The 21,248-nt window shown below is 58.6% G+C and carries 18 protein-coding genes; 6 read left to right on the top strand and 12 right to left on the bottom strand.

Going from position 1 to position 21,248, the window contains the following annotated elements:
• Positions 1-22: 22 nt before the first annotated feature.
• The 3 genes from EA462_RS16575 to EA462_RS16565 all read right to left on the bottom strand — a co-directional run bounded on the left by EA462_RS16575 (position 23) and on the right by EA462_RS16565 (position 4,202).
• The gene (locus EA462_RS16575) at positions 23-988 is read right to left on the bottom strand and encodes a transcription initiation factor IIB (RefSeq protein ID WP_124179688.1); all 966 of its coding nucleotides are present in this window, start codon (positions 986-988) and stop codon (positions 23-25) included.
• Positions 989-1,130: 142 nt separating this feature from the next.
• Positions 1,131-2,594, bottom strand: a complete 1,464-nt coding sequence (locus EA462_RS16570; RefSeq protein ID WP_124179687.1) for a YjiH family protein — start codon at positions 2,592-2,594, stop codon at positions 1,131-1,133.
• A 417-nt stretch (positions 2,595-3,011) separates the two neighbouring features.
• The gene (locus EA462_RS16565; protein WP_124179686.1) at positions 3,012-4,202 is read right to left on the bottom strand and encodes an MFS transporter; all 1,191 of its coding nucleotides are present in this window, start codon (positions 4,200-4,202) and stop codon (positions 3,012-3,014) included.
• A gap of 241 nt (positions 4,203-4,443) precedes the next feature.
• On the opposite strand from EA462_RS16565, the gene EA462_RS16560 reads away from it, so the two are divergent.
• From EA462_RS16560 to EA462_RS17650, 3 genes are read left to right on the top strand one after another with little or no spacing between them, the layout of a single operon-like run.
• Positions 4,444-5,784, top strand: coding sequence for a phenylacetate--CoA ligase family protein (locus EA462_RS16560; protein ID WP_124179685.1), 1,341 nt, complete (start codon positions 4,444-4,446; stop codon positions 5,782-5,784).
• 9 nt (positions 5,785-5,793) lie between these two features.
• Positions 5,794-6,303 carry an FAS1-like dehydratase domain-containing protein gene (locus EA462_RS17655; RefSeq protein WP_243641459.1) on the top strand — a complete coding sequence of 170 codons (510 nt, stop codon included), beginning with the start codon at positions 5,794-5,796 and terminating at the stop codon, positions 6,301-6,303.
• Complete coding sequence (locus tag EA462_RS17650) at positions 6,300-6,740, top strand: MaoC family dehydratase (RefSeq protein WP_243641458.1); 441 nt, start codon at positions 6,300-6,302, stop codon at positions 6,738-6,740. Before EA462_RS17655 ends, EA462_RS17650 begins: the two co-directional genes overlap by 4 nt.
• A 50-nt stretch (positions 6,741-6,790) precedes the next feature.
• On the opposite strand, the gene EA462_RS16550 is transcribed toward EA462_RS17650, so the two are convergent.
• The 4 genes from EA462_RS16550 to EA462_RS16535 form a co-directional block, all read right to left on the bottom strand.
• Entirely contained in the window at positions 6,791-7,561 is a 771-nt protein-coding gene (locus tag EA462_RS16550) for an enoyl-CoA hydratase/isomerase family protein (protein WP_165872116.1), read from the bottom strand.
• A gap of 314 nt (positions 7,562-7,875) precedes the next feature.
• Positions 7,876-8,157, bottom strand: a complete 282-nt coding sequence (locus EA462_RS16545; RefSeq protein WP_124179683.1) for a helix-turn-helix transcriptional regulator — start codon at positions 8,155-8,157, stop codon at positions 7,876-7,878.
• Positions 8,158-8,295: 138 nt separating this feature from the next.
• Positions 8,296-9,216, bottom strand: a complete 921-nt coding sequence (locus tag EA462_RS16540) for a formyltransferase family protein (protein ID WP_341538910.1) — start codon at positions 9,214-9,216, stop codon at positions 8,296-8,298.
• Positions 9,217-9,859: 643 nt separating this feature from the next.
• The gene (locus tag EA462_RS16535) at positions 9,860-10,447 is read right to left on the bottom strand and encodes a carboxymuconolactone decarboxylase family protein (protein WP_124179681.1); all 588 of its coding nucleotides are present in this window, start codon (positions 10,445-10,447) and stop codon (positions 9,860-9,862) included.
• Positions 10,448-10,578: 131 nt separating this feature from the next.
• On the opposite strand from EA462_RS16535, the gene EA462_RS16530 reads away from it, so the two are divergent.
• On the top strand, positions 10,579-10,836 hold the full coding sequence (locus EA462_RS16530; RefSeq protein ID WP_124179680.1) for a transcriptional regulator: 258 nt from the start codon (positions 10,579-10,581) through the stop codon (positions 10,834-10,836).
• Between the two features lie 6 nt (positions 10,837-10,842).
• On the opposite strand, the gene EA462_RS16525 is transcribed toward EA462_RS16530, so the two are convergent.
• From EA462_RS16525 to rdfA, 4 genes are all read right to left on the bottom strand, one after another.
• Complete coding sequence (locus EA462_RS16525; protein ID WP_124179679.1) at positions 10,843-11,550, bottom strand: hypothetical protein; 708 nt, start codon at positions 11,548-11,550, stop codon at positions 10,843-10,845.
• A gap of 151 nt (positions 11,551-11,701) precedes the next feature.
• Complete coding sequence (gene thsA / locus EA462_RS16520; protein WP_124179678.1) at positions 11,702-13,393, bottom strand: thermosome subunit alpha; 1,692 nt, start codon at positions 13,391-13,393, stop codon at positions 11,702-11,704.
• Between the two features lie 104 nt (positions 13,394-13,497).
• Positions 13,498-15,456 carry an AMP-binding protein gene (locus EA462_RS16515; RefSeq protein ID WP_124179677.1) on the bottom strand — a complete coding sequence of 653 codons (1,959 nt, stop codon included), beginning with the start codon at positions 15,454-15,456 and terminating at the stop codon, positions 13,498-13,500.
• Between the two features lie 52 nt (positions 15,457-15,508).
• On the bottom strand, positions 15,509-16,171 hold the full coding sequence (rdfA, locus tag EA462_RS16510) for a rod-determining factor RdfA (protein ID WP_124179676.1): 663 nt from the start codon (positions 16,169-16,171) through the stop codon (positions 15,509-15,511).
• A gap of 129 nt (positions 16,172-16,300) precedes the next feature.
• Here rdfA and EA462_RS16505 point away from each other — a divergent pair, with 129 nt between their 5' ends.
• Entirely contained in the window at positions 16,301-18,229 is a 1,929-nt protein-coding gene (locus EA462_RS16505) for an archaea-specific SMC-related protein (RefSeq protein WP_124179675.1), read from the top strand.
• A 14-nt stretch (positions 18,230-18,243) separates the two neighbouring features.
• Here EA462_RS16505 and EA462_RS16500 read toward each other — a convergent pair whose 3' ends face one another.
• Positions 18,244-18,762 carry an AmiS/UreI family transporter gene (locus tag EA462_RS16500; RefSeq protein ID WP_243641457.1) on the bottom strand — a complete coding sequence of 173 codons (519 nt, stop codon included), beginning with the start codon at positions 18,760-18,762 and terminating at the stop codon, positions 18,244-18,246.
• Between the two features lie 466 nt (positions 18,763-19,228).
• Between EA462_RS16500 and fmdA the strand changes: the two genes are divergently transcribed.
• Positions 19,229-20,488: a formamidase gene (fmdA, locus tag EA462_RS16495; protein WP_124179674.1), complete on the top strand. Its 1,260-nt coding sequence runs from the start codon at positions 19,229-19,231 to the stop codon at positions 20,486-20,488.
• The last annotated feature ends 760 nt before the right edge of the window (positions 20,489-21,248 follow it).

The following is a 21,248-nucleotide window of genomic DNA, read 5'->3' as shown; positions in this document are numbered from 1 at the left end:
GGGGCGACGGGACACGGCGGAGCTAGTTCGGAAGTCCCATCGCGCTGATCTGTTCCTGATAGCGGTTTCGGATCGTGACCTCGGTCACCTGGGCGACGGAGGCGACTTCGTTCTGCGTCTTCTTCTCGTTGCACAGGAGCGCACTGGCATAGATCGCGGCGGCGGCGTACCCGGTCGGAGATTTCCCCGACAGCATTCCCTGCTCGGCGGTCGTATCGATGATTTCGTTCGCCTTCGCCTGTACCTCCTCGGACAGCTCGAGTTCCGAACAGAATCGGGGGACGTATTTCTTCGGGTCGACCGGCTCCATCTCGAGGCCGAGTTCCTGGGAGATGTACCGATACGTTCGGCCGATCTCCATCCGGTCGACGCGTGAGACCGAAGAGACTTCGTCCAGGGATCGCGGAATGCCCTCCATCCGGCAGGCTGCGTACAACGTACTCGTGGCGACACCCTCGATCGAGCGGCCGCGGATGAGGTCGTCCTCGAGTGCGCGTCGGTAGAGGACGCTTGCGACCTCTCGGACGGATCGGGGAACACCCAGCGCGGAAGCCATCCGGTCGGTCTCGGAGAGGGCGAACTGCAGGTTACGTTCGCCGGCGTCTTTCGTCCGAATGCGCTCTTGCCATTTGCGCAGCCGGTTCATCTGGTTTCGCTTTTCGGACGAAAGAGAGCGGCCGTAGGCGTCCTTGTTCTTCCAGTCGATCGTGGTGGTGAGACCCTTGTCGTGCATCGTCTGGGTCGTCGGCGCGCCGACGCGGGATTTGCTGTCCCGCTCGGAAGCGTTGAACGCCCGCCACTCCGGACCTCGGTCGATGACTTCCTCCTCGAGGATCAACCCACACTCCTCGCAGCTAATTTCGCTTTCGTCTGGACTTCTCGTGAGCGAACTCGACTCGCACTCGGGACAGGTTCGAACACCCTCTTGATCGGTCTCTTCGTGCGCTGATTGCTCCTCGAGTTCCTTCTCGCGAGTCAGGCGTTTCATTGATTGCTTGTATAGAATTGCTCAGGGAGGTTAAACACTGGGTAGAATTATACCACACAGTTGAGATGTTAGCGGACGGCGAATCTGGAACGATAATGGCGTCAGTCGATCGAAATCGAGAGGTATCGGGTGTGTCGACGACTCAGAGCAGGCCGAGCATCGCGACGAGGTGAGTCATCGCTGCGATAACCGGAACGAGAATAATCGTCCGCATGACGAACAGCAACACGAGATCACGGAAGCGGATCGGAATGTCGCTGAACATGTCCATCATCATCGGGCCGACCGCAGAGAAGAAAATCAGCTGCGAAATCGACAGCACGGCGATGAAAAAGCGAGCCATCGGATCCGCTTCGACGACCAACAGCGCGGGGATGAACATCTCGGTTATTCCGATGATCGTCGCGGGAGCGACGAGTTCGGCGTCGGGAATGCCGAGAAGTTGGATGACCGGAACGAGCGGCTGCGAGATGATGTCGAACGTCGGCGTGAACTCCGCGATCACGACGGCGGCGAGACCGATCGAGAGGATCGTTCCGAGGATGAGGATCGCGAGCTTGAGACCGTCGACGAACCCACGAACCGACGCGCCGATGATCGACCCGCCCTCGTCGGCCTTCTTGACCGCCTCCGAGAGTCCGAACCGGAAGTAATCCCCGGGCGAACCGCGGAAGGGCGTTTCGGGGTTCGGTTCGGTGATGTACTCTTCAGGGACGTTACTGAGCGGCGGTATTCGAACCAGAATAAAGCCGGTGATCGCGATACAGACGAGATACGCGACGAAGATTATCGGGAACAACTCGAGTAAGTCGACGGTCGCGGCGACGACGCCGACGAAGCCGATCGAGACCGTCGCGAAACACGTACTGATGATGTAGACGTCCTGTTTCGAGTACTCGCCGCGGTCGAAGACGTTGCGGGTGACGTAGAGTCCGACGCTGTAGGAGCCGACCCAGGAGGCGACGCTGTCGAGAGCCGCGCGGCCGGGTATCTTGAACAGCGGTCGCATGATCGGTCGCGCCATCGTGCCGACGAACTCGAGGCCGCCGAGTTCGACGAACAGGTTGATGAAGATCGCGCCAATCGGGATGATGACGGCGACGCTCAGGATGAGGGTTCCCCAGACGAGTCCGCCGGTCGCGGGCGAGACCATCCATTCGGGCCCGATACCGAGAAACAGGAACGGAGCGAGCACCGCGCCGACGACGCGGAACAGCCAGAACGCGGCGGCCGTCTCCCAGTAGGGGAGGGTCAACCGAGAGGCGGTCTCCTCACCGATATCGATGACCTCTCGCTTTCGAAGCTCCGCGAGCGTCGTCAACAGGCCGCCAGCGACGATGAGTGCCATCGCGTATACGCCGGCGATCATCGGGAACGATTCGGTGATCCAGCTAACGACGATATCGAACGGAACCGTCACCTGTCCGTCCCAGGGAACCGGAACGAGGAAGAAGAGAAATCCGATCAAAAACGCGATCACGAATTTCGTGACGGGGCCCGATCGAATTTCGACGAGATCGACCTCGGAGATCGTCTTCGCCTCCGGCTCCGCCTCGGCCCTGTGCGTGTCCTGATTATCGTTCAGCCACGGAGTTTCATCTAGCATTACTTGAATATCCTTGGTAGCATTCCACAAGTGTAATTGGGCACCATACGGCGGCATATATATAAGAACTCGCGCTCGAAGGAGCGAGGTGATATCGGCGCGTACTCGAGTACGGAAACGGTGACGACGGCGCTCCGGACGTGAAAACGGTCAGACTCGATTTCGAAGACGGGACACCAGTGAGACACACCCGACGGTGCAAGTGCTCTCGTACGGATTGCTGTAGCGGGTTACGGAGTGTCAAAGAGAAAGGTTCGAGCTTTAGCGCGGAGAGGATGTCATCGGTGTCCCGTGATCAGTCCGCGATCCCATCGGTTGACGTACAGCAGACCGTCTCATACGGACTGCTGTAAGTCATTCCGGCGCAACCGCGACCAGTCCTGCGGTTGCTCCGGTAAACCGTTACAGCAGGCCGTATCAGGCGATCGTTCCCTCGTAGGCGGGATTGAACGCGGTGCCGATGAGGCCGAGGATCAGGCTCACGACGCACATGGCGACGAACGCGGGCACGTAGCTGCCGGTCAGGTCTCGGGCGCTCCCGATGAGAGACGGACCGAACGCCGAGAGTATGTACCCGATCCCCATCGCCATCGTCGCAAGGCGATCGGTCGCCTGGCCGTCTGGCGCGAGATCGATGGGGAGCGTAAGCGCGATCGCGAACAGTCCACCGCTCCCGGTTCCAAAGAGGATCACGAAGAACCACGGAGACGAGAGAGGTGTAATGGCGATTCCAATAGTGCCAATAGCTGCGATGGCACCCATCCCGACGATCCAGAGACGACGGTCGTCGAAGCGATCACCGAACAGCGTAAACAGCCCCATACCGATCGGCTGTGCGAGTAAGAAGACGGTCAACAGGAACCCGGCCCCGGTTTCGGTCCAGCCGAGTGCGACGTATCGCGGTGCCAGCCAGGTGAGCCCGGAGTAGAAAATCGTCGACGTTCCGGCGAAAAAGAGCGTTACCGTCCACGCGAGGGGATTGCGCCACGGAAGTCGACGACGGACAGTTTCCGTCTCCACGGGTGACTTCTCGCGTTCGCGCACCAGTGGAACGAGGACGACCGCTGCGACGATCCCGAGCGATGCCCAGCTCGCCAGACCGATAGCCCACGAGCTGGTCGTCTGGTAGATCGGCACCGTCAGTGCCGCTGCGAGAATCGCTCCGACCGCCAGACTGATCGAATAGATGCCGGTCGCAAACGACGGTCGCTCCGGAAAGTACTCACCGACGAGCGCCGGTAACAGCGTCTGACCGACAGCGATGGCGATACCCACGATGATCGTCGTCGCGAACAGAACGACGAGGTGGTGGCTGGCGACCCGGGCAGCCGTCGCCAGCCCGACGAGGACGATCGCCCAGAACAGACCGCGTTCCCGGCCGAACCGGGCCACCCTGGGGGTCAGAAACGCGAACAGTCCCATGCAGAACATCGGAATCGTCGTCAAGAGACTCACGGCCGTATACGAAAGCCCGAGATCGGCTCGAATCAACTCGAGAACCGGTGGAACGGACGCGATCGCCGGTCTCAGGTTGAGTGCGGCCAGTACGAACGCCGCCAGGACGAGCAGGACCGAACCGTTCCACTCGAGCGGGCCGCGGTCAGTCATTCGTCCCTCGACGTGGACCGTCGTCGTCTCGTCGGATCACACCGCCGATACTGTTTATTTGAAATGAACAGTGTAGAGAGAGGCGTCCGATTATAGATCTCCCTTTGGGGACCAGTCATGCATCGATATGAATAGTCAGTGTACAAAAATGTCGTGTCGGTAGATTGGTATCAACACACTGTCGCAGCAGGAACGGTTGCTCAATCTTTACGGGGATTCGACACAGGAGTGTATACGAACAATGGCAGGCATCGATGAGGGGGCGAACATCCAATCCTGGACGTCGATCCTCGAGACACACGAACAGCGGTTACAGGAACAGATACGGTACCTCCTCGAGGAGTCGGACTACTACCGACGGAAGTTCGACGAGTGGGAGATCGATCCTGAAGAAGTTCGGGCGCTCGAAGACCTCGCTCGGGTTCCGTTTACGACGAAGGACGACGAACGCCGGTGTCAACACGAGACGGAACCGGATCAGCCTCTTGGCGAGCATCAGGCGGCCCCGACCGGCGACCTCTCGATTACCCTTTCGTCGTCGGGAACGACCGGGAAGCCGACGTACTTCGGGTTGACCACGGACGACCGGGAACACTGGGAGACCCTGGTTGCGAGGGCGGCCGAGACGATGGGGGTCCGCTCCGGCGATACGGTGGTCCACGCCATCGGTCGACCGATCGTCCCCGGCGGCCTACCGTACATCAACGGCTTCGCGAAGCTGGGCGCGAACGTCGTTCCTGCGGGCGGTGGGAGCAGCGAACAACTCCTCGCGACGCTGCAGGACGTTTCGCCCGACGTGCTCCACTCGACGCCGTCCCACCTCGAATATCTCGTCGATCGCGCACCGGAGATCCTCGGTCACGGGCTCGACGAACTCGGGATTCGGATCCTCATCGGGGGTGGCGAGCCCGGTCTCGGGAATCCGGAGGTTCGAGAGAGGATCCGGAACGGATGGGGCGTAAACGAGATACGCGACGTGATCGGAATCGGTGACGTATCCGGTGCGATCGCAGCGGAGTGTTCTCACGAACACGGCGCACACTACATCGCACACGGACACATCCATCCGGAACTGATCGATCCGGACACCGGCGAACGGCGATCGTTCGAGGCCGGTTCCGACGGCGAACTCGTCTACACGCCACTGACTCGAGAAGCCACGCCGCTGTTACGGTTTCGCTCCGGCGACTACGCACGGGTACTCGGGACGGATTGTCCCTGCGGACTGAAGACCCCGCGCGTGCGCATCATCGGTCGCGCCGACGATATGCTGATCTACAAGGCCAAAAACGTCTATCCCGAAGCGCTTCGCGAAGTAATCGTCGAGGTCGAGGGCGTCACACCGCAGATGAAGGTCGTCCTTCCACACGACGACAAAGTCCAGTTCACGTCACCGATTCCGATGCGCATCACCAGAGACGAGTCCGTCGCTCGAACCGACGAGGCGATCGTCGACGAGCTGACCTCCGCGGTCAGGAACCGCCTGAGCGTTCGAGTCGATCCGACACTCGTCTCGCCGGGCGAAATCGAGCCCTCACAGTACAAGACCGATCTCATCGAGATCGACGAGGGAGGTGGGTGATCGCAGCCGATGCCCGAGCGATCACTCACCGAGTTGAAATCGATGGTCGGGACGTCGAAGCGGATCGTCGAAGGAATGCAGATCGAGGCGGGCAAAGTAGCCGAGTTCGCTCGAGCCATCGGGTGTGAATCTCCCGAGTACTACGACGAAGAGGCGGCTACCTCGGCCGGTCTGGAGGGGATTCCGGCACCGGTTACGTTCCTTCGGACGTCCGTCTTTCCTCGATACCGGCCGGACGGAATGGGCCGCGATCCCGTCTTCGACCTCGGCTTCGAGAAACGTCGCGAGGTCCACGGCGAACACGCTATCGAGTTCGAACGGCCGATATACGTGGGAGACACGCTCAGCGCAACAGCGACCCTCGCCGACGTCTACCAGCGTGAATCCGACGACGGGGGGGCGATGACGTTCGCCGTCCAGGAGATCGACTATGCGGACGAGACGAACGAACCCGTCGCGACGGAACGGATGACCGTCATCGAACTCCCCGGAGACGGCCGAACGGAGGACACGTCGTGAGCGTCGAATTGCCGGACTACGGGACGATCGACGTCGGGACGACGGGACCGGCGATAACCGTCGACGCGGTGTCCAGCGAAGAGTTCGTGCGATATGCGGGTGCGAGCGGCGACTTCAACCCGCTTCACTACGATTACGAGTACGCCCGGAACGCGGGCCACGACGGCGTGTTCGCACAGGGGATGTTTACCGCCGGAATCCTGTCACGCGCCGTCACCGAGTGGTTCGGTATCGAAGCGGTGTCGACGTTCGACGTTCGCTTCGTCGAGACGGTCCATCCCGGCGACAGTATCCGGGCACAGGCTGTCGTTGCGGACGTTCGAACCGGAGCATCGTCACACGGGATCGATCTCGAGTTGACGGCCGAGATCGACGACGGGACGACGGTCGCGACCGGACGTGCGACGGTCGCGCTGAGCGGAATCGAAGAGGAGTGAACCCCCCGCGATTCACGCGCCCTCTGGCGGTCGGAGGACGAAAGCGTCCACTATCGGTCCTCGAAGACGGGTGACCGGTTCTCGAGGAACGCCTGCTTTCCCTCTTCGAAATCCGGATGGTGAGCGACGGTTTGCGCGAGTTCCTCGTCCCATCGAGTACCCTCGATGACGGGCGTGTCGAACGCTTCGTTCGTCGATCTGAGCGTGGCTTCGACTGCCGTCGGTGAGTTCGAGCTGATCGCCTCTGCGAGATCGGACGCGGTATCCATTACGTCGGCGGCGTCGACGGCACGGTTGACCAGGCCCCACGACGCCGCCCGGTCGCCCGAAATCAGGCGGCCGGTGAGCACCAGTTCTTTCGCTCGCGTCGTTCCGATCATCCGGGGAAGAAACCTCGTCCCACCCGCACACGGGAAGATCCCGACGGTCGTCTCGGGAAGCCCGACTCGCGCCTCCACGCCGGCAACCCGAAGGTCACACGCGAGTGCGAGTTCGAGTCCCCCTCCGACGGCCGCTCCCTCGATCGCTGCAATGTACGGGACGGGAGACGTGTGGATCGCATCGATCACGTCGATCGATTTCGAAACCTCCTCGACGAACTCGTCCGGAGATTGCTCGAGATCGCCGCCGGCGCTGAACGTCCCGCCTGCACCCCGGATAATAACGACTCGAGTCGCCGTCTCCTCGAGGAACTGTACCGTCTCTATGAGATCGCAAACGAGTGCCCGCGAAAGCGCATTCTTGCGTTCAGGACGGTTCAGGGTAATCGTCGCGATACGATCCTCGCGTGTGACGTCGATCAGATCGCTCTCGATGGACATACCAATGCAAGTACCATCACTCGTATAAAACGTGTTCTCTTGACGAGGTGGGTGGCCCGTCAACGAAACCGCGAGGAACAAAGAACCGATTCCAGGGGACAGGAGGGAATCGGCAACGAGAGGCGGGGGTACCCTTCGGACGGCGACCATCGCACCGCCCAGCTGAAAACTCTCGAGATCGATCTTTCGGTGAGAGTCGCGGAGAACGTGTCGCCGTTGGCGCAGGGAGGGCCGCAACCGACGGTCCAGTCGGCCCCGAGTCCACTGCACTGACGTCGAATTCGATCTCGTTCGACTTCGGGACGGCGTTCCTCCTAGAGGAGGTCCTCGACGTACTGATCCTCCCAACCACGTCGGTCCTCGACCTCGCGCTGACCGCGGCGGGTTACCGTATAGAAGTTCGTGCGGCGATCTTTGGTCCCTTTCTCGAGGAGTCCCTTGTCGACTAACGTATCGAGGTTCGGATAGAGTCGACCGTGATGAATTTCGGATTCGTAATACTTCTCGAGTTCGTCCTTGATTGCCAGCCCGTGCGGTTCGTCCAGACCAGCAGCAACGTACAGCAGGTCACGCTGGAATCCAGTCAGGTCGTACATGGTACCCTCTACGGAAGTGGCATATATTAAATGCACGGAATCAAAACTATTCATATTACATGTGTATTGTAGGTAGATTTTTGTTCGACACTGGTGACTGTATCGAATCGAGTGATTCCGAGAGACGAATCGGATCGATCAGTTAGTACGGTGGCCAGGACCTGAACCGAGACGGGAGAGGTGTCTCGAGAGCCTGGTGGTCTGGCGAACCGTTCGGCCGAGGAGGTTGTTCAGTAAAATCCGGCCGGAGAATCCAACGGTTCGACGTGTCTCCCGATAGTACAGATCACCGAGTTGAGCGGTTGGGACCGTCGTCGGCTCGAAATCAGGTCTGGTCACCGCGGATATTCCATTCGTCAGGAGTTCGATCTGTACGCGAACGATTCGATCGAACACGTCCCATAAGGTATAGCAATCGCTGATGTCGACGTCGTCGTAGGCGACGATCTTCCCTCCGTCGATCGATTCGTCCAGTTGCTGCAACGTCGTGCCGGCGATTTCGGCACCGTCGTGGAACATCGGTGGCGGTCCCATCCCGCGGTAGGACCTGATATCTGCGGGGTGAAAGCTCAGAATACCGTATTCCGGTGCGTTCAATATTGCACCACGAATGAGTCCGAAGCCGAACAAGACGACGACGTCACAGTCGGCGGCGACTCGAGTGACGATCTCGTCCGGGAACTCGAACCATCCCTTCTCCATGGAGGGATCACAGCGAACGTGGGCGGCGTTTTCCAGACACGCGACGGTATCAACGGTGTGGCGATGCCACAGCTGCTGTTCGTCACCAAGTATCCTCGCGAGGGTTCGTTCAGCGAGGACGAACGACCACGCGCCCTCTCGACGAATTGCGTCGTAGAACTGTTCGAAGTCGTCGAGACGAACGCGTTTTCGGTCGTTCCAGGACTCGAGTTCGCAGTCACGGTTTCGGGCGTTGCTCACGACGAGTGGTATTCGAACGTCCAATTCGTTCTCGAGCGTCTCGAGTGCGCGGACGTGCCACTCGTAGAGGTACGGCTCACAGAGGATCCCGACCGAGATTGGCTCATCCACGGACATCCCTGTGTACTGTGGCGCGTTGGTTCTTAGTTACACGGAATCAAGGGGAAATCCCACGACCGTTAGTCGTGGGATAAATCCAACAATCGACTACACAATCTACCATCGATAGCATGGCCTGATATTCCAACAGATACCTACGTAATCGTGACTAATTACAATTGTAATGGCCACGGTGACTTTGACATTCTCACCACGGCTAAACAGTAGTTGCTGAATCGATCAGGAGGATGGCGACGGAACGAAAAATAACAGTATAGCGTAGTTGTAGAATATAATAAATATGGTAGTTAGTGAATAGTATCTACATACTTATTTCGTCCGGCGTAAATCGTATCTCAGCTAAACTCTCGTTTCTCGAGTGATCACGAAGTGACGATCTCAGATACCGTAACCACGGTAGTGTAAAAGTACCGTATAACCACCATCTGAAGCGGTATACTCGGAATGACCTGTCACATCGTGATCGTTGTGGGAAGTCCCATGGATCCTGGCAAATACCACCTACTTGCTGGTTAACAGGATTGCGTCGTCAGTTTCGAGAGAATGACTATTATCACCACATATATTTAATCAGATATATAGATGAGTGGACTGTGATTTTCGGAAGGATATCTGGAGATTCCGAGCGTCACGCGAGCGTTCAGGTCGTTTTCGGACGCGGATTCTCGAGTGGGTACTCGAGATCGTCGGGATAGGCACTGTCATCGGTCGTCTGGAGTTCGAGTGCGATACAGAATCGGTCGAGGCCGACCTCGAGAGAACCGAACAACAGGAGTTCGACGATCTCCGCTTCGCTGAACTCCTCTCGAAGGTCCCCGAAGAACTGGTCGCTGATCCTGTGAGGGTCCGTCGAGAGATCCGCTGCGAGCGAGATGGCGAGGTATTCTCGACGGGACAGGCCTTCCGGATCCACCTCACCGAAAACGGCGTCTTCTTTGGGTGCAACGTCCTCTCGAACCTCCAGGGTCCGGACGGTCGCACAGTAGGCACACTGGTGTGATTCAGCCACTTTGAGCCGCATCAACTCCAGCAGCGAGGGGTCGACGTGTTCGCCCTGTCCGAACGATTCGAAAACGTCACCGATGGCGGTGAGAATCTCTGGACAGTGTGCCATCGCGCCGAAGAAGGCGCTGTCTCCGTACCAGCCGGATTCGGCGTTCTCCATCAGTTCGCTGGCTCGCGGATCGTCGACCGAGTCGGAGTCGAGTGGATCGGGTCGTGACGACATGCGGCGATGTACCGGCTTTCGAATGGTAAAGATTGGCATATCCGAGTGTTCGTCCGGTTTCGCGTCATCGGCGGTCGAAAAGGGTATCGTAATAAAACATAAGACCGTGGCACCAGTTCATCAACGTAGTGATGACGAGAGAGGACACCGAAAGCGTTGGAGAGTCACTGGAACCGGCGGAGATTACGGAGCGGTTCAACGAACTCGAGGCCGGCGATACGGTGACCGTAAACAATCACGAACTGACCTACGACGTGATCGATACGGACACGTACTCGGTCATCGCGACTGATCCGTTCGGCCAACAGGTGACGTTCTCACAGAACCTCCAGTCTGGTGGATGGACGATGAGCGAAACGGTGTTCGACGTCGAACACACGAGCGGCTGACGCGGCTCACGTGGACAGTTCCCGGAGGAACAACCTGAACTCGAGTTCGTTTTTATCGTCACCGACGACGTCGGAATACTCCTTCCGATAGGACGTCGAGAGCGAGGACTCGTCGACGATGGAGTTCGTACAGAGCCGATCTGCGAACCGCTGGACGTGGCTTGCGTACTCGCCAGGTGCCCGGAGCACGACACCGGCACAGTCGTCCACGGGGACGGATACTAGGGCCTCGAAGACGGCGTCGAACCCGTCGGATTCGCTCACGAAAACGCTCGTATATCGATCCGACTCGTGCTGTAACACCTCTCTCCCGTCGTCTCTCTGCAGTTCAGTTCTCACTGAATCAGTAGTCGTATCCGAGTCGACGGTCGTCTTCGAACCAGTAGCGGCCACCGATCCGTTGACTGCTCCCGAACCGCGCATTGACTCGAGGCGGTTCGAAATCGTTCGCTGGATGGTTGTCGCGCGCTCAGTAGTCGCTTCCTGCCAGTCCGCCCTGGAGGCATCGGGTTCACACCGGATGCGATACTGTGAGCTATCGACGGCGAACAGGCCGTACGCGACCCCCAGTTCGAGAAGTGACTCGACATCTTCGATGTGACGATACTGGTTGATGTCGTCTCGAGTGAACGTCGACGTCCCGTGGCGGTCCGTGACGATGAGATAGAGCTCGAGACAGTCATCAATCCTGGGAAGGGAGGTCGATGAACACATGTTCCAGTTCGTGATTCTCCGTTCCATTACAAAAAGCTTCGTCAGGTGTACCCGAGCACACGGTTAGTTACCAAACTATGATCTGGTAAGCAATGGACACAGCGCAACGTTACGATGCGGCGGTCACGAGATCCACACCTCGAACGAGCGATCAGCCGTGATCGTGACCCATCGAGTGGCCCACGGCCCAGGGGTACCCCTCAGTGCTGTGTACGACGTTGCCGGGACCGTGATCGTGGTCGTGACCGTGATCGTGACCGCCGAGTTCGCCATCTAGCGCGATCGTACCGTCGATACGAGTGACCAGATTCGCCGCCTCAGCAGCGCTCGAGATAGCCTGTCGCTTGACGTGCAGGGGCTCGAGTACACCGTGATCGATCATATCGACGACCGTGCCGCGGTCGAGATCTAATCCAGCAGTGTGCCTGCCGTCGTGGTGTGCGGTCCGTAACTCGAGTAGGGTATCGATGGGATCCAGCCCGCTGCTCTCGGCGAGCGTTTTCGGAACCGTCTCGAGGACGTCCGCAAACGCCTCGATGGCGAGTTGTTCCGTCCCGGATCGGGCCGTCGCCTCGGATCTGAGTTCGCGTGCAAGGGAGACTTCGGTGGCACCACCGCCGGGAATCACCGCTTCGTCCTCGAGAGCGAGTTTTAGGGCGAAAAAACAGTTGTCGAGCATTCGCTTCGTCTCGGCTGCGACGTGTTCGGTTCCGCCGCGAAACAGAACCGACACCTGATCGAACGCCTCGAATCCGGAGACTATCGTGATCTCGGTCGATCCGAGCGACTGTCGTTCGACGATCGATGCGGTACCGACCCTCGCACGATCTAGGTCGTCGATCGGAGCCGCCCTGGCACCGGTCGCTCGCGCCAGTTTGTGTAGTTCGTCCCGTCGTGTTCGTTCGACCGAGAGGACACCCGATTCGGCAAGCGAGTATCGGACCGGTTCGTCGATCGATTGCTGACAGAAGACGACGTCCGCACCGACGGCCGTGATCGCCTCGGCGTACTGGTCGTATATCTCCCGTTCGTATCCCTGAAGGGCCTCGAATTCGTCGTAGGACGTCACACTCACGGCACCGATTCCCTGGGCTGTCTCGACCGAGAGTTCCTCGTCGACCAGTGCAACGGTAGCGTCCTCGAGTCGCCGCGGGAGATCGATCCCCGGCGAGACGACGCTCGTCGAGGACTCCTCCATGTCGATGACGAGCCCGTCGATAACCTGCGAGTCGTAGAACGATCCACCAGGGATCGTCTTCCGAGTGATCCGCTCGAAGCCGATCCGACCGTCACGCTCGATCGAACGAACGGTCTCGACGGCCCGGTCTGCGAGAAACTCAGTTCCCGACTCGTCCCACTTCCCGGTAACGACCGTTCGTGCGATATCCCGAAGCCGGCGATCGTCGTCGAAATCGATCGAGACGGTTCTCTTGTCGAGGAGGGAAACCACATGCGACGCGGCGATCTGGTATCCCTCGGTAATCTTTGCTGGGTGTAGCCCCTTTTCGAGCAACGAGTCTGCCTTCGACAGGAGTTCGCCGGCGAGGACCACCGCGGTCGTCGTCCCGTCGCCAGCGGTCACATCCTGCTGTTCAGCGACTTCGACGATGAGCGTTGCGACCGGATGTGAGATGTCGAGGCGATTCAGAATGCTCGCACCATCGTTCGTGACGACGACCGTTCCGTTCGAGACCAGCATCTTGTCGAGTCCGTTCGGGCCGAGCGTCGATCGAACAGTCTCGGCAAGCTGGGTTCCGGCGTCGAAGTTCGACTCCCGGGTCTCGCTTGTATCCCTCGTAGCAGTCGATACGAGTGACTCCGGGGACACGTCATTGTCCACCATGGTGTGTTCTCGAATATCTACCGAGTCCACCATTATAAAATGCATCGTCGTGGGCGGGTCGAAGGCTGCAACAGTAACCGGCTCGAGGGGGTCGAACGACGGTTTCACCGAGTGGAAGAATGATTTTGTCTGATTTCGACGGCGATGTGATCGAGTACACCCGGGTTTCGAAGCATGTCCGTATCCCCGAGGTACTCGCCGTCGAGGAGATCCGTAAGCACCTGCCGAAGCACGCTCCCCGAGTATGTTCGGGGAAGTTCGGGAACGAGATAACAGGCTTCCGGACACGCTTGAGCGGCGAGGTCGAGTCGGACGGTTTCGGCTATCGTTTCGTGGATATCACTCGAGGATCGATCCACAGGGACGACGAAGGCGTACGGTGCTTCGCCTTTGATCTCGTGTGTGCCACAGACGACCGCGACGTCTTCGACCGCCTCGAGATCGAGAATCGTCCGTTCGATCTCGCTGGTGTGAACGCGGTTCTTGCTGTGATAGCCGATGTTGATGATATCGTCTAACCGACCGAGAACGGTGATGTACTCCTCGTCACGGAGGGCACCGTCTTTGGCGAAGTATATCCACCGATCGTCCGGATGACCGAACTCGGTCCAGTAGCGTTCTGCCTGATCGGTGGAGCCGACTGGTCGGAAGAACCCCGGCCACGGTCGTTCGAACGTGAGATAGCCCGCATCGCCGGATTCGACAGGGTCTCCGATCGCATCGACGACAGCGACATCGATCCCCGGAAGCGGTGGTCCGACTGATCCCGGCTTCATCGCACAGATACCCGGCAGCGTCGAAAGGGTGATTCCGCCCGTCTCGGCCTGATACCACGTGTCGACGATCGGACAGCGTTCGTTCCCGACGTGTTCGTAAAACCACCGCCAGGTCTCGGGTTCGATTCGCTGGCCGACCGTGCCGAGCAGGCGAAGCGACGAGCGGTCGTGCGCTGTCGGATACTCTCCACCCCAATCCATAAACGTCCGAATCGCCGTCGGGGTCGTATAGAACTGGTTGACGTCGTTGTTCTCGATGATCTCCCAGGGTCGGTGAGGGTCGGGATAGTCGGACGCCCCCTCGTACAGAATCGTCGTCGCACCGAGTACGAGCGGTCCGTATACGACGTAGGAGTGACCGGTGATCCACTCGATACCCGCGGGACACCACAGCGTGTCCTTCGGTTTCACGTCGAGAACCGCGTACGTGGTCCAGGCGACGTACGACAGGTACGATCCGATCAGATGCGTCATGCCGGTCGGGGTACCCGTCGGTCCGGATGCGTAGGTGACGAACAGCCGATCAGTGCTCGTTCTCGTCACTGGCTCTACCGTCCGTCCGCGAGACGCAGCCCGAAGCGCGTCGAAGTCCAGTCCGACAGTGTCGGTATCGGGTTCATCCGTTCGGGTCGTCGAAACGACGGTCACGTCGTGATCGACGCTCTCGATAGCGTTTTCCGCGCTCGAGGCCAGGTCACGGAACTCCCCGTTCCGAGAGTACCCGTCCGCAGTGACGAGTGTCTCGACACCGGTTTCACGGATGAACGAAGCGACCATGGACGGGGAATACTCCGCGAAAACCACCATGTGAGGCGCGCCGAGTCGAGCTGCTGCGAGCATCGTTATGGGTAGCTCCGGAAGACGCGGCATGTAGACCCCGACGGGATCACCGGCGGACACGCCGAGATCCCGTAGCACGGCCGCGACGGCGTTTACCTCCCGCTCGAGGTCCGCATACGTGTACGTTCGACGGTCACCTGTTTCGCGAACCCATCGCAGTGCAGGCTCGTCACCTCTGCCCGCTTCGACGTGTCGATCGACGCAGTTGTAGCAGGCGTTCAGCGTGCCATCGGAGAACCACCGCCGGTACGGCGGCTGCTCTATCCGTTCTAGGATCTCGGTGTACGGTCGATCCCACGAGAGAAGCGACGTCGCCCGCTCCCAGCAGTCGGGCCAGCGCTCGTCGAATGCGTCGTATATCGACGGATCGGAAACGTTCGCCTGATCGACGAACTCCTCCGGTGGCGGGATTCTGTGGCGCTGATCGGTACCGTGTTCCGTGACCATCGCAAGGACGGTGAATCGTATTCTCTATGAGTATATAGTATTTTGGCGGCGGTCATCGATCGTGATGACACGAGCAGCGTCGCTGGTCGAGCAGGTCCGTGAGATAGAACGAATCGCCACACACCGTACACGTTACCCGTACCGATAGCTCGGCTTCGAGTGGGCCGGTCCGAAGGTGACCGTGATCGACTGCCCGATCGAGCGTGCTCTGGATGACGTTCGATGCGCGCGTATGAGCCCACTGCGTGGTGTTGACGGTTCGTTCGAACGAAGGTGGTGACTCGTCGACCTCGACGGTCACACACTCCGTGAGGTGCGACCGGATCGTCACGTGAGACACGAGCGCGGACTCGAGACGATCGACGTCGACTCCCGCATCGGAAAGCCGGGCACGGACCTCCGCTCGACGGACGTCGGAGTCACTATCAGTTCGAAAGAGGCGATACACTTCGGTCGCGATATCGTCCCCGACCAACGCCGCGTGAATTGATCGGTCGCTCTCGATATCGGCACGTTCCAGCGCGCTCTCGATCAAATCTTTGTTGAACTGTTCTGCGAGCGTTCGATAACTATCGCCGCTACGTCGATCGCGTGCGAGCTGAGTGACGGCCTCGGTAACGTCGAACGCCAGAGCGACTCGTCCCACCTTACAGCAATCAGTAGGCTCCGTCGGATCCGCGTCGCCCTCGTGAGGGAGGTTCGTACCCTGATCCATACAGTCGTGTTCGAACGCGGATGAAAAACCAGTTCCGGTTACGCCGACAACAGATCATCGTCGGGCTTGCCAGCGTACCGTACCAAGCAAATCATTTAAAGAGATGGGCGCTATACTACGGGTAATTATATGGAGAGCAGTAACGATCGAGAGGAACAGTTCGCCTCATCATCCTCCGAAGTATCTATCGAGGTCACGAACGTCGGTGGAATCGATTCGACTGATCTACGCCTATCCCCGGGTGTAACGATTCTCACCGGTCAAAACGCGACTAACCGAACGTCGTTGCTTCGAGCCGCAGCCGGGGGACTCGGAGGGACGGCAGGCGTACTGAAACGGGACGCAGATCGCGGCCACGTTTCGATGACTATCGGTGGGGAGACCTACGAACGACGATACGAGCGGACCCAAACTGGCGTTCGAACCGAAGGGAACACCTACAGCGACGCCGACGAACTGATCGACCTCTTCGTGTGCCTACTCGAAGACAACGCCCTCAGGCGTGCGGTCAGGGCGGGCGACGAGCTCGCTGATCTCCTGCTCGCTCCGATCGACACGGAGACGTTGACGCGACAGATCAACGAACTCCAGTCCGAGCGTACGCAGCTAGACGAACAGTTGAACGAAATCGAACGCGATCGAAAACGACTGCCGGCGCTCGAACAAAAGCGAACCGAACTCGAGAACCGCCTCGAGGAGATCACAGCGAACCTCGACGCCGTCCGAAGCCAACTCGAGCCAGAAGCGAGCGACGACGAAAACGTCGAGCACGCAGAATCCGTACTCGAACGGATCGAAGAGCTCCGGATACACCGAGAGGAGACGAAATCCGAACTGGAAACACAACGATCGATTCGCGACGAGTTAGCGGGCGAACTCGAGACCGTCCAGGAATCACTTTCCGAGATCGACGTTCGCGAAGCTAAACAGCGCGAAATCCAGGGAGAGATCGAACGACTCCAGGGACGCGAATCGGAGCTCTCGAAAACGATCACCGAACTCTCGACGATTCGGTCCCAAAACAGACAGGTGCTGGACGGAGAGAGCAAGATCGTATCCGAACTCGCCGTCAGCGACGAAACGATCGATCGTCTGGATCCGATGAGTCAATCCATCGAGTGTTGGACCTGTGGTAGCGACATCGAGCGCCAAGCGATCACGGCTCGTCTCGACGAACTGGAACGACTGGTCGAATCCAAACGAAACGAACGCGAAGAACTTCGAGAAACGCTCGCGGAACGACGCTCTCGATACGACTCCATCCAGCGCCGGATGGAAAAACGCCAGGAGCTCCGATCGCGCAAGGCGGATCTCGAACGCGAACTCGAGCGACGATCCGAGTCGATCGAAACGCTGGCGAAAAAGGCAGATCGCTTGCGTGAGGAGGTTTCCGAACACCGGGAGACGCTCGAGTCGATAGACACCATCGCAGACGAAACCCACAGCGACTACGAACGACTGAGCGAACTGGAGTACAATCGGGGACAGACCGAACAGGAACTCCGTGAGCTCGAAGACGAAATTACCGAAATCGAGTACCGGGTAAGCAAGTCAACTGATCTCGAGACACGTCGTGGAGATATCACGGAGCGCATTACCTCGCTCCGATCGCGCGCCGAAACCATTGAAAGAGACGTCATCGAGACGTTCAACACGCACAGTGAAGCGGTTCTGGATCGTCTCGCGTACGAGAACATCGAGCGGGTCTGGATCGAGCGGCGAACGCACGACGATAAGACGACGTTTCCGCTGCACATCGTTCGAACGGACGACGACGGAACCGCCTACGAAGACGAGGTGACGCACCTGAGCGAAAGTGAACGAGAGGTCGTCGGACTCGTCGTGGCGCTGGCCGGCTACCTGACCCACGATGTTCAGGAAGTCGTTCCGATGATACTGCTGGATTCCCTCGAAGCGATCGACGCAGACCGGATCGCAGAACTCATCGACTATTTCCGATCCCATGTTGAGTATCTCGTACTCGCGTTATTACACGAAGACGCCGCGGTATTACCGGAGTCGTACGATCGGGTGTACGCCGAGGAATCGCTGGCCTGACCAGCCTGGATACCTCAGGCCCAGGGCCAGAATCCGGCAGCCATGAGATATCCCGAGACGGCCGTAACAACGCCGACGAGCGCCGTGAACCAACCGACTGGAGCCGTGTATTCGTCTCGTTGTAATCCTAACAGCAGGAAAAAGGACGCCCAGAGTGCAGCCCAGACCCACCACAGGGCGGTGAGTCCGAGATCGCCGTCCAAAAGAACGAGGTAGCCCGTCGGGATGGCAACGATCGCAACGAACGCACAGTACCAGCCGAACGACCGCTGATCGGCAACGCCGCGGTAGGCGTTCGCGCCGAGCCACAGATACGTGAAGGAAAATAACATCGTACCGGCCGCATCGAACGGAGTACCAGCTGAGCCGTCACCGAACCCCCACCAGAGCACGATCAAGAACGTTATTAGTCCTGTAAGGAAGTTGAAAACGGCGACGTCTTCGTCGGAGCCACGGCCGAGTAGCCATATCCCGTTTACGAACAGGACACCGCCGACGAACAGGAGCCCCATTCCAAGAACACTATAGACCATGATCTTCCCTCCGTTCGACCTCGGATCCTCCCGACGGTGTCTGTTCGAGCGCCCACACGATTCGCTGTCGACTGGATGAATCTGGCCGCATGTCAATTGAACACATGGAACAACATTACTTATAATTTACCCACAGAGAGTAACGCCGACGTATACAATGAAGGGGATTACCAAATCATGAGTTGGTAACTGAAACTCTCTTCTGTAACGCTCAGCCACCCGCAGCACCCAGCGAGATAGTCGATCGACTGGAATGCAATCGACCGGAATAGCCACCCGGATAGTTAGCTACTGGAGTGCTCGATTGATTGGTTAACATATCATGGAGTGGAAACCGAGTGTTCCGCGAACTAATTAACATTCCATATTATGTAAAGAAGAGGGATGAAAGATCGCTCAAGGGGAGTTATGACGAAATCTCAACATACAAATATAAATAGGGGGAAGTGAACAGTGAACATGCACCATGCCGGAGACAGTCTTTGAGGTAGACACAGAGGCACCGCCGGATGAGCAACCGGACCCGATCGTCAATCGATGGCATCCCGACGTCCCGCCAGTCGCATCGATCGATCCAGGAGAAAAGGTTCGAATCGAATGCATGGACTGGACCGGAGGACAGGTAAACAACGACGACAGCGCCAACGATATTCGGGACATGGCGCTCGACCCGAACCACCACTTGAGCGGTCCGTTCGAGGTTACGGGGGCCGAACCGGGAGATATCCTCATCGTCGACATACTCGATCTCGGTGCGTTCCCCGACCACGAGTGGGGATTCAACGCTATTTTCGACAAAGAAAACGGTGGTGGATTCCTCACGGATCACTTCCCCGAGGCTCGCAAAAGTATCTGGGAGCTAGATGGTGTAATCGCCAGTAGCCGACACATCGACGATGTTCGATTCCCTGGCTGTGCTCATCCCGGTATTCTCGGGACGGCACCGTCCCACGAACTCTTAGAGGAGTGGAACGAGCGCGAACGAGCGCTCATCGAACGCGGACCCGACGCGGAAACGGCCGTCAATCACGAGACGCGCGAAGAGCAGCCACCGCTCGCGTTGCCACCCGAATCCAACGACGTTCTACTGGGAGGAATGGACGACGACGACGCAGAAGAGGCCGCAGAGGAGGCGGCCCGAACGATCCCACCTCGAGAGAACGCGGGCAACTGTGACATCAAGAACCTCGGGCGAGGCTCTCGAGTGTACCTCCCCGTGTTCGTCGATGGAGCGAACTTCATCACCGGAGACCTCCACTTCTCACAGGGAGATGGAGAGATCACGTTCTGTGGTGCGATCGAAATGGCTGGCTGGGTCGACCTGAAGGTCGACGTCATCAAAGACGGAATGGAGAAAATGGGAACCGATTACGCCATGTTCAAGCCGGGATATATGGATCCGGACTTCTCCGACTACGTCGTCTTCGAAGGGTACTCCGTAGACGAGGACGGAAAGCAACATTACAAGAACGCCAACGTCGGCATGCGTCGGGCCTGTCTCGATGCGATCGACTACATGACGAACTTCGGATACAGCGAAGAGCAGGCCTACATGATCCTGAGTACGGCACCAGTAGAGAGTCGTATCGCAGGAATCGTCGACCTGCCGAACACGTGCGTAACGGTCTCGCTTCCGGAGGAGATATTCGATATCGATATCAATCCGGATATCCTGGCCGACGGCGATGCTACCGGAGACCGGGGCGGCGTCGCGAAAACCTCGTAGTGTCGAGAGCGGGTAGCGATAGTGCCAACTACACTGATTTTTACGGCGCTCGAGATAGCTATGGCCATCTGAAGATAACGGTCCCACGGTAGCAATCGTCCGACCACGGTCCACATATCGACGACGAGCGACGCAACTGTCACACAGCGATCATGCGATCAGATGATGAGGTATAGGGCCGTCACACTCGGACAGCTCCGGTACGCCGAAACGGATGGCTCGCGCACACACCGAGTTTCCGGTGAAGTGGATGTGACATCCCGTTGGAGTCGGTCAAGACATCCGAACGCAGTGACGGGGAGTAATAAAAAGAGGAGAGATCACACTCGAGTGGAGAGAAACTCCGATCGTCAAGCGAACGCACACCTGATTTCCGGTGAAGACGAGCGCGTTGATAATCAATTCGTATCCAAAACGAGAGGGGGCCTCTGAAACGCACGACAACATCACGCAGCCAATTCGAATGACAACTACACGCCTCCGGTCTGGATTGCGGCTACGACACAAGCACATGCTGGGACATACGTATGGCGATTGTACGACGAACGTGCCACTCGAGTCAACGAATACGAAACCGGAAGCACACCGAATTTCCGGTGGAATACCGGTACTGCACTCGGTTCTCGAAGGAAAAGACACACCCTATTTCCGGTGGAAAACCAGCTCCATGCGAATGAGATTGGACGACGAACACACCCCATTTCCGGTGAACGAGGACGTCACTGCTCGGCTGGTGACATCCTCGCCCGTCGTGACCGGC

The organism is Natrarchaeobius halalkaliphilus, assembly GCF_003841485.1.
Lineage (GTDB): Archaea > Halobacteriota > Halobacteria > Halobacteriales > Natrialbaceae > Natrarchaeobius > Natrarchaeobius halalkaliphilus.
This window is presented reverse-complemented; position numbering and strand designations above follow the sequence as displayed.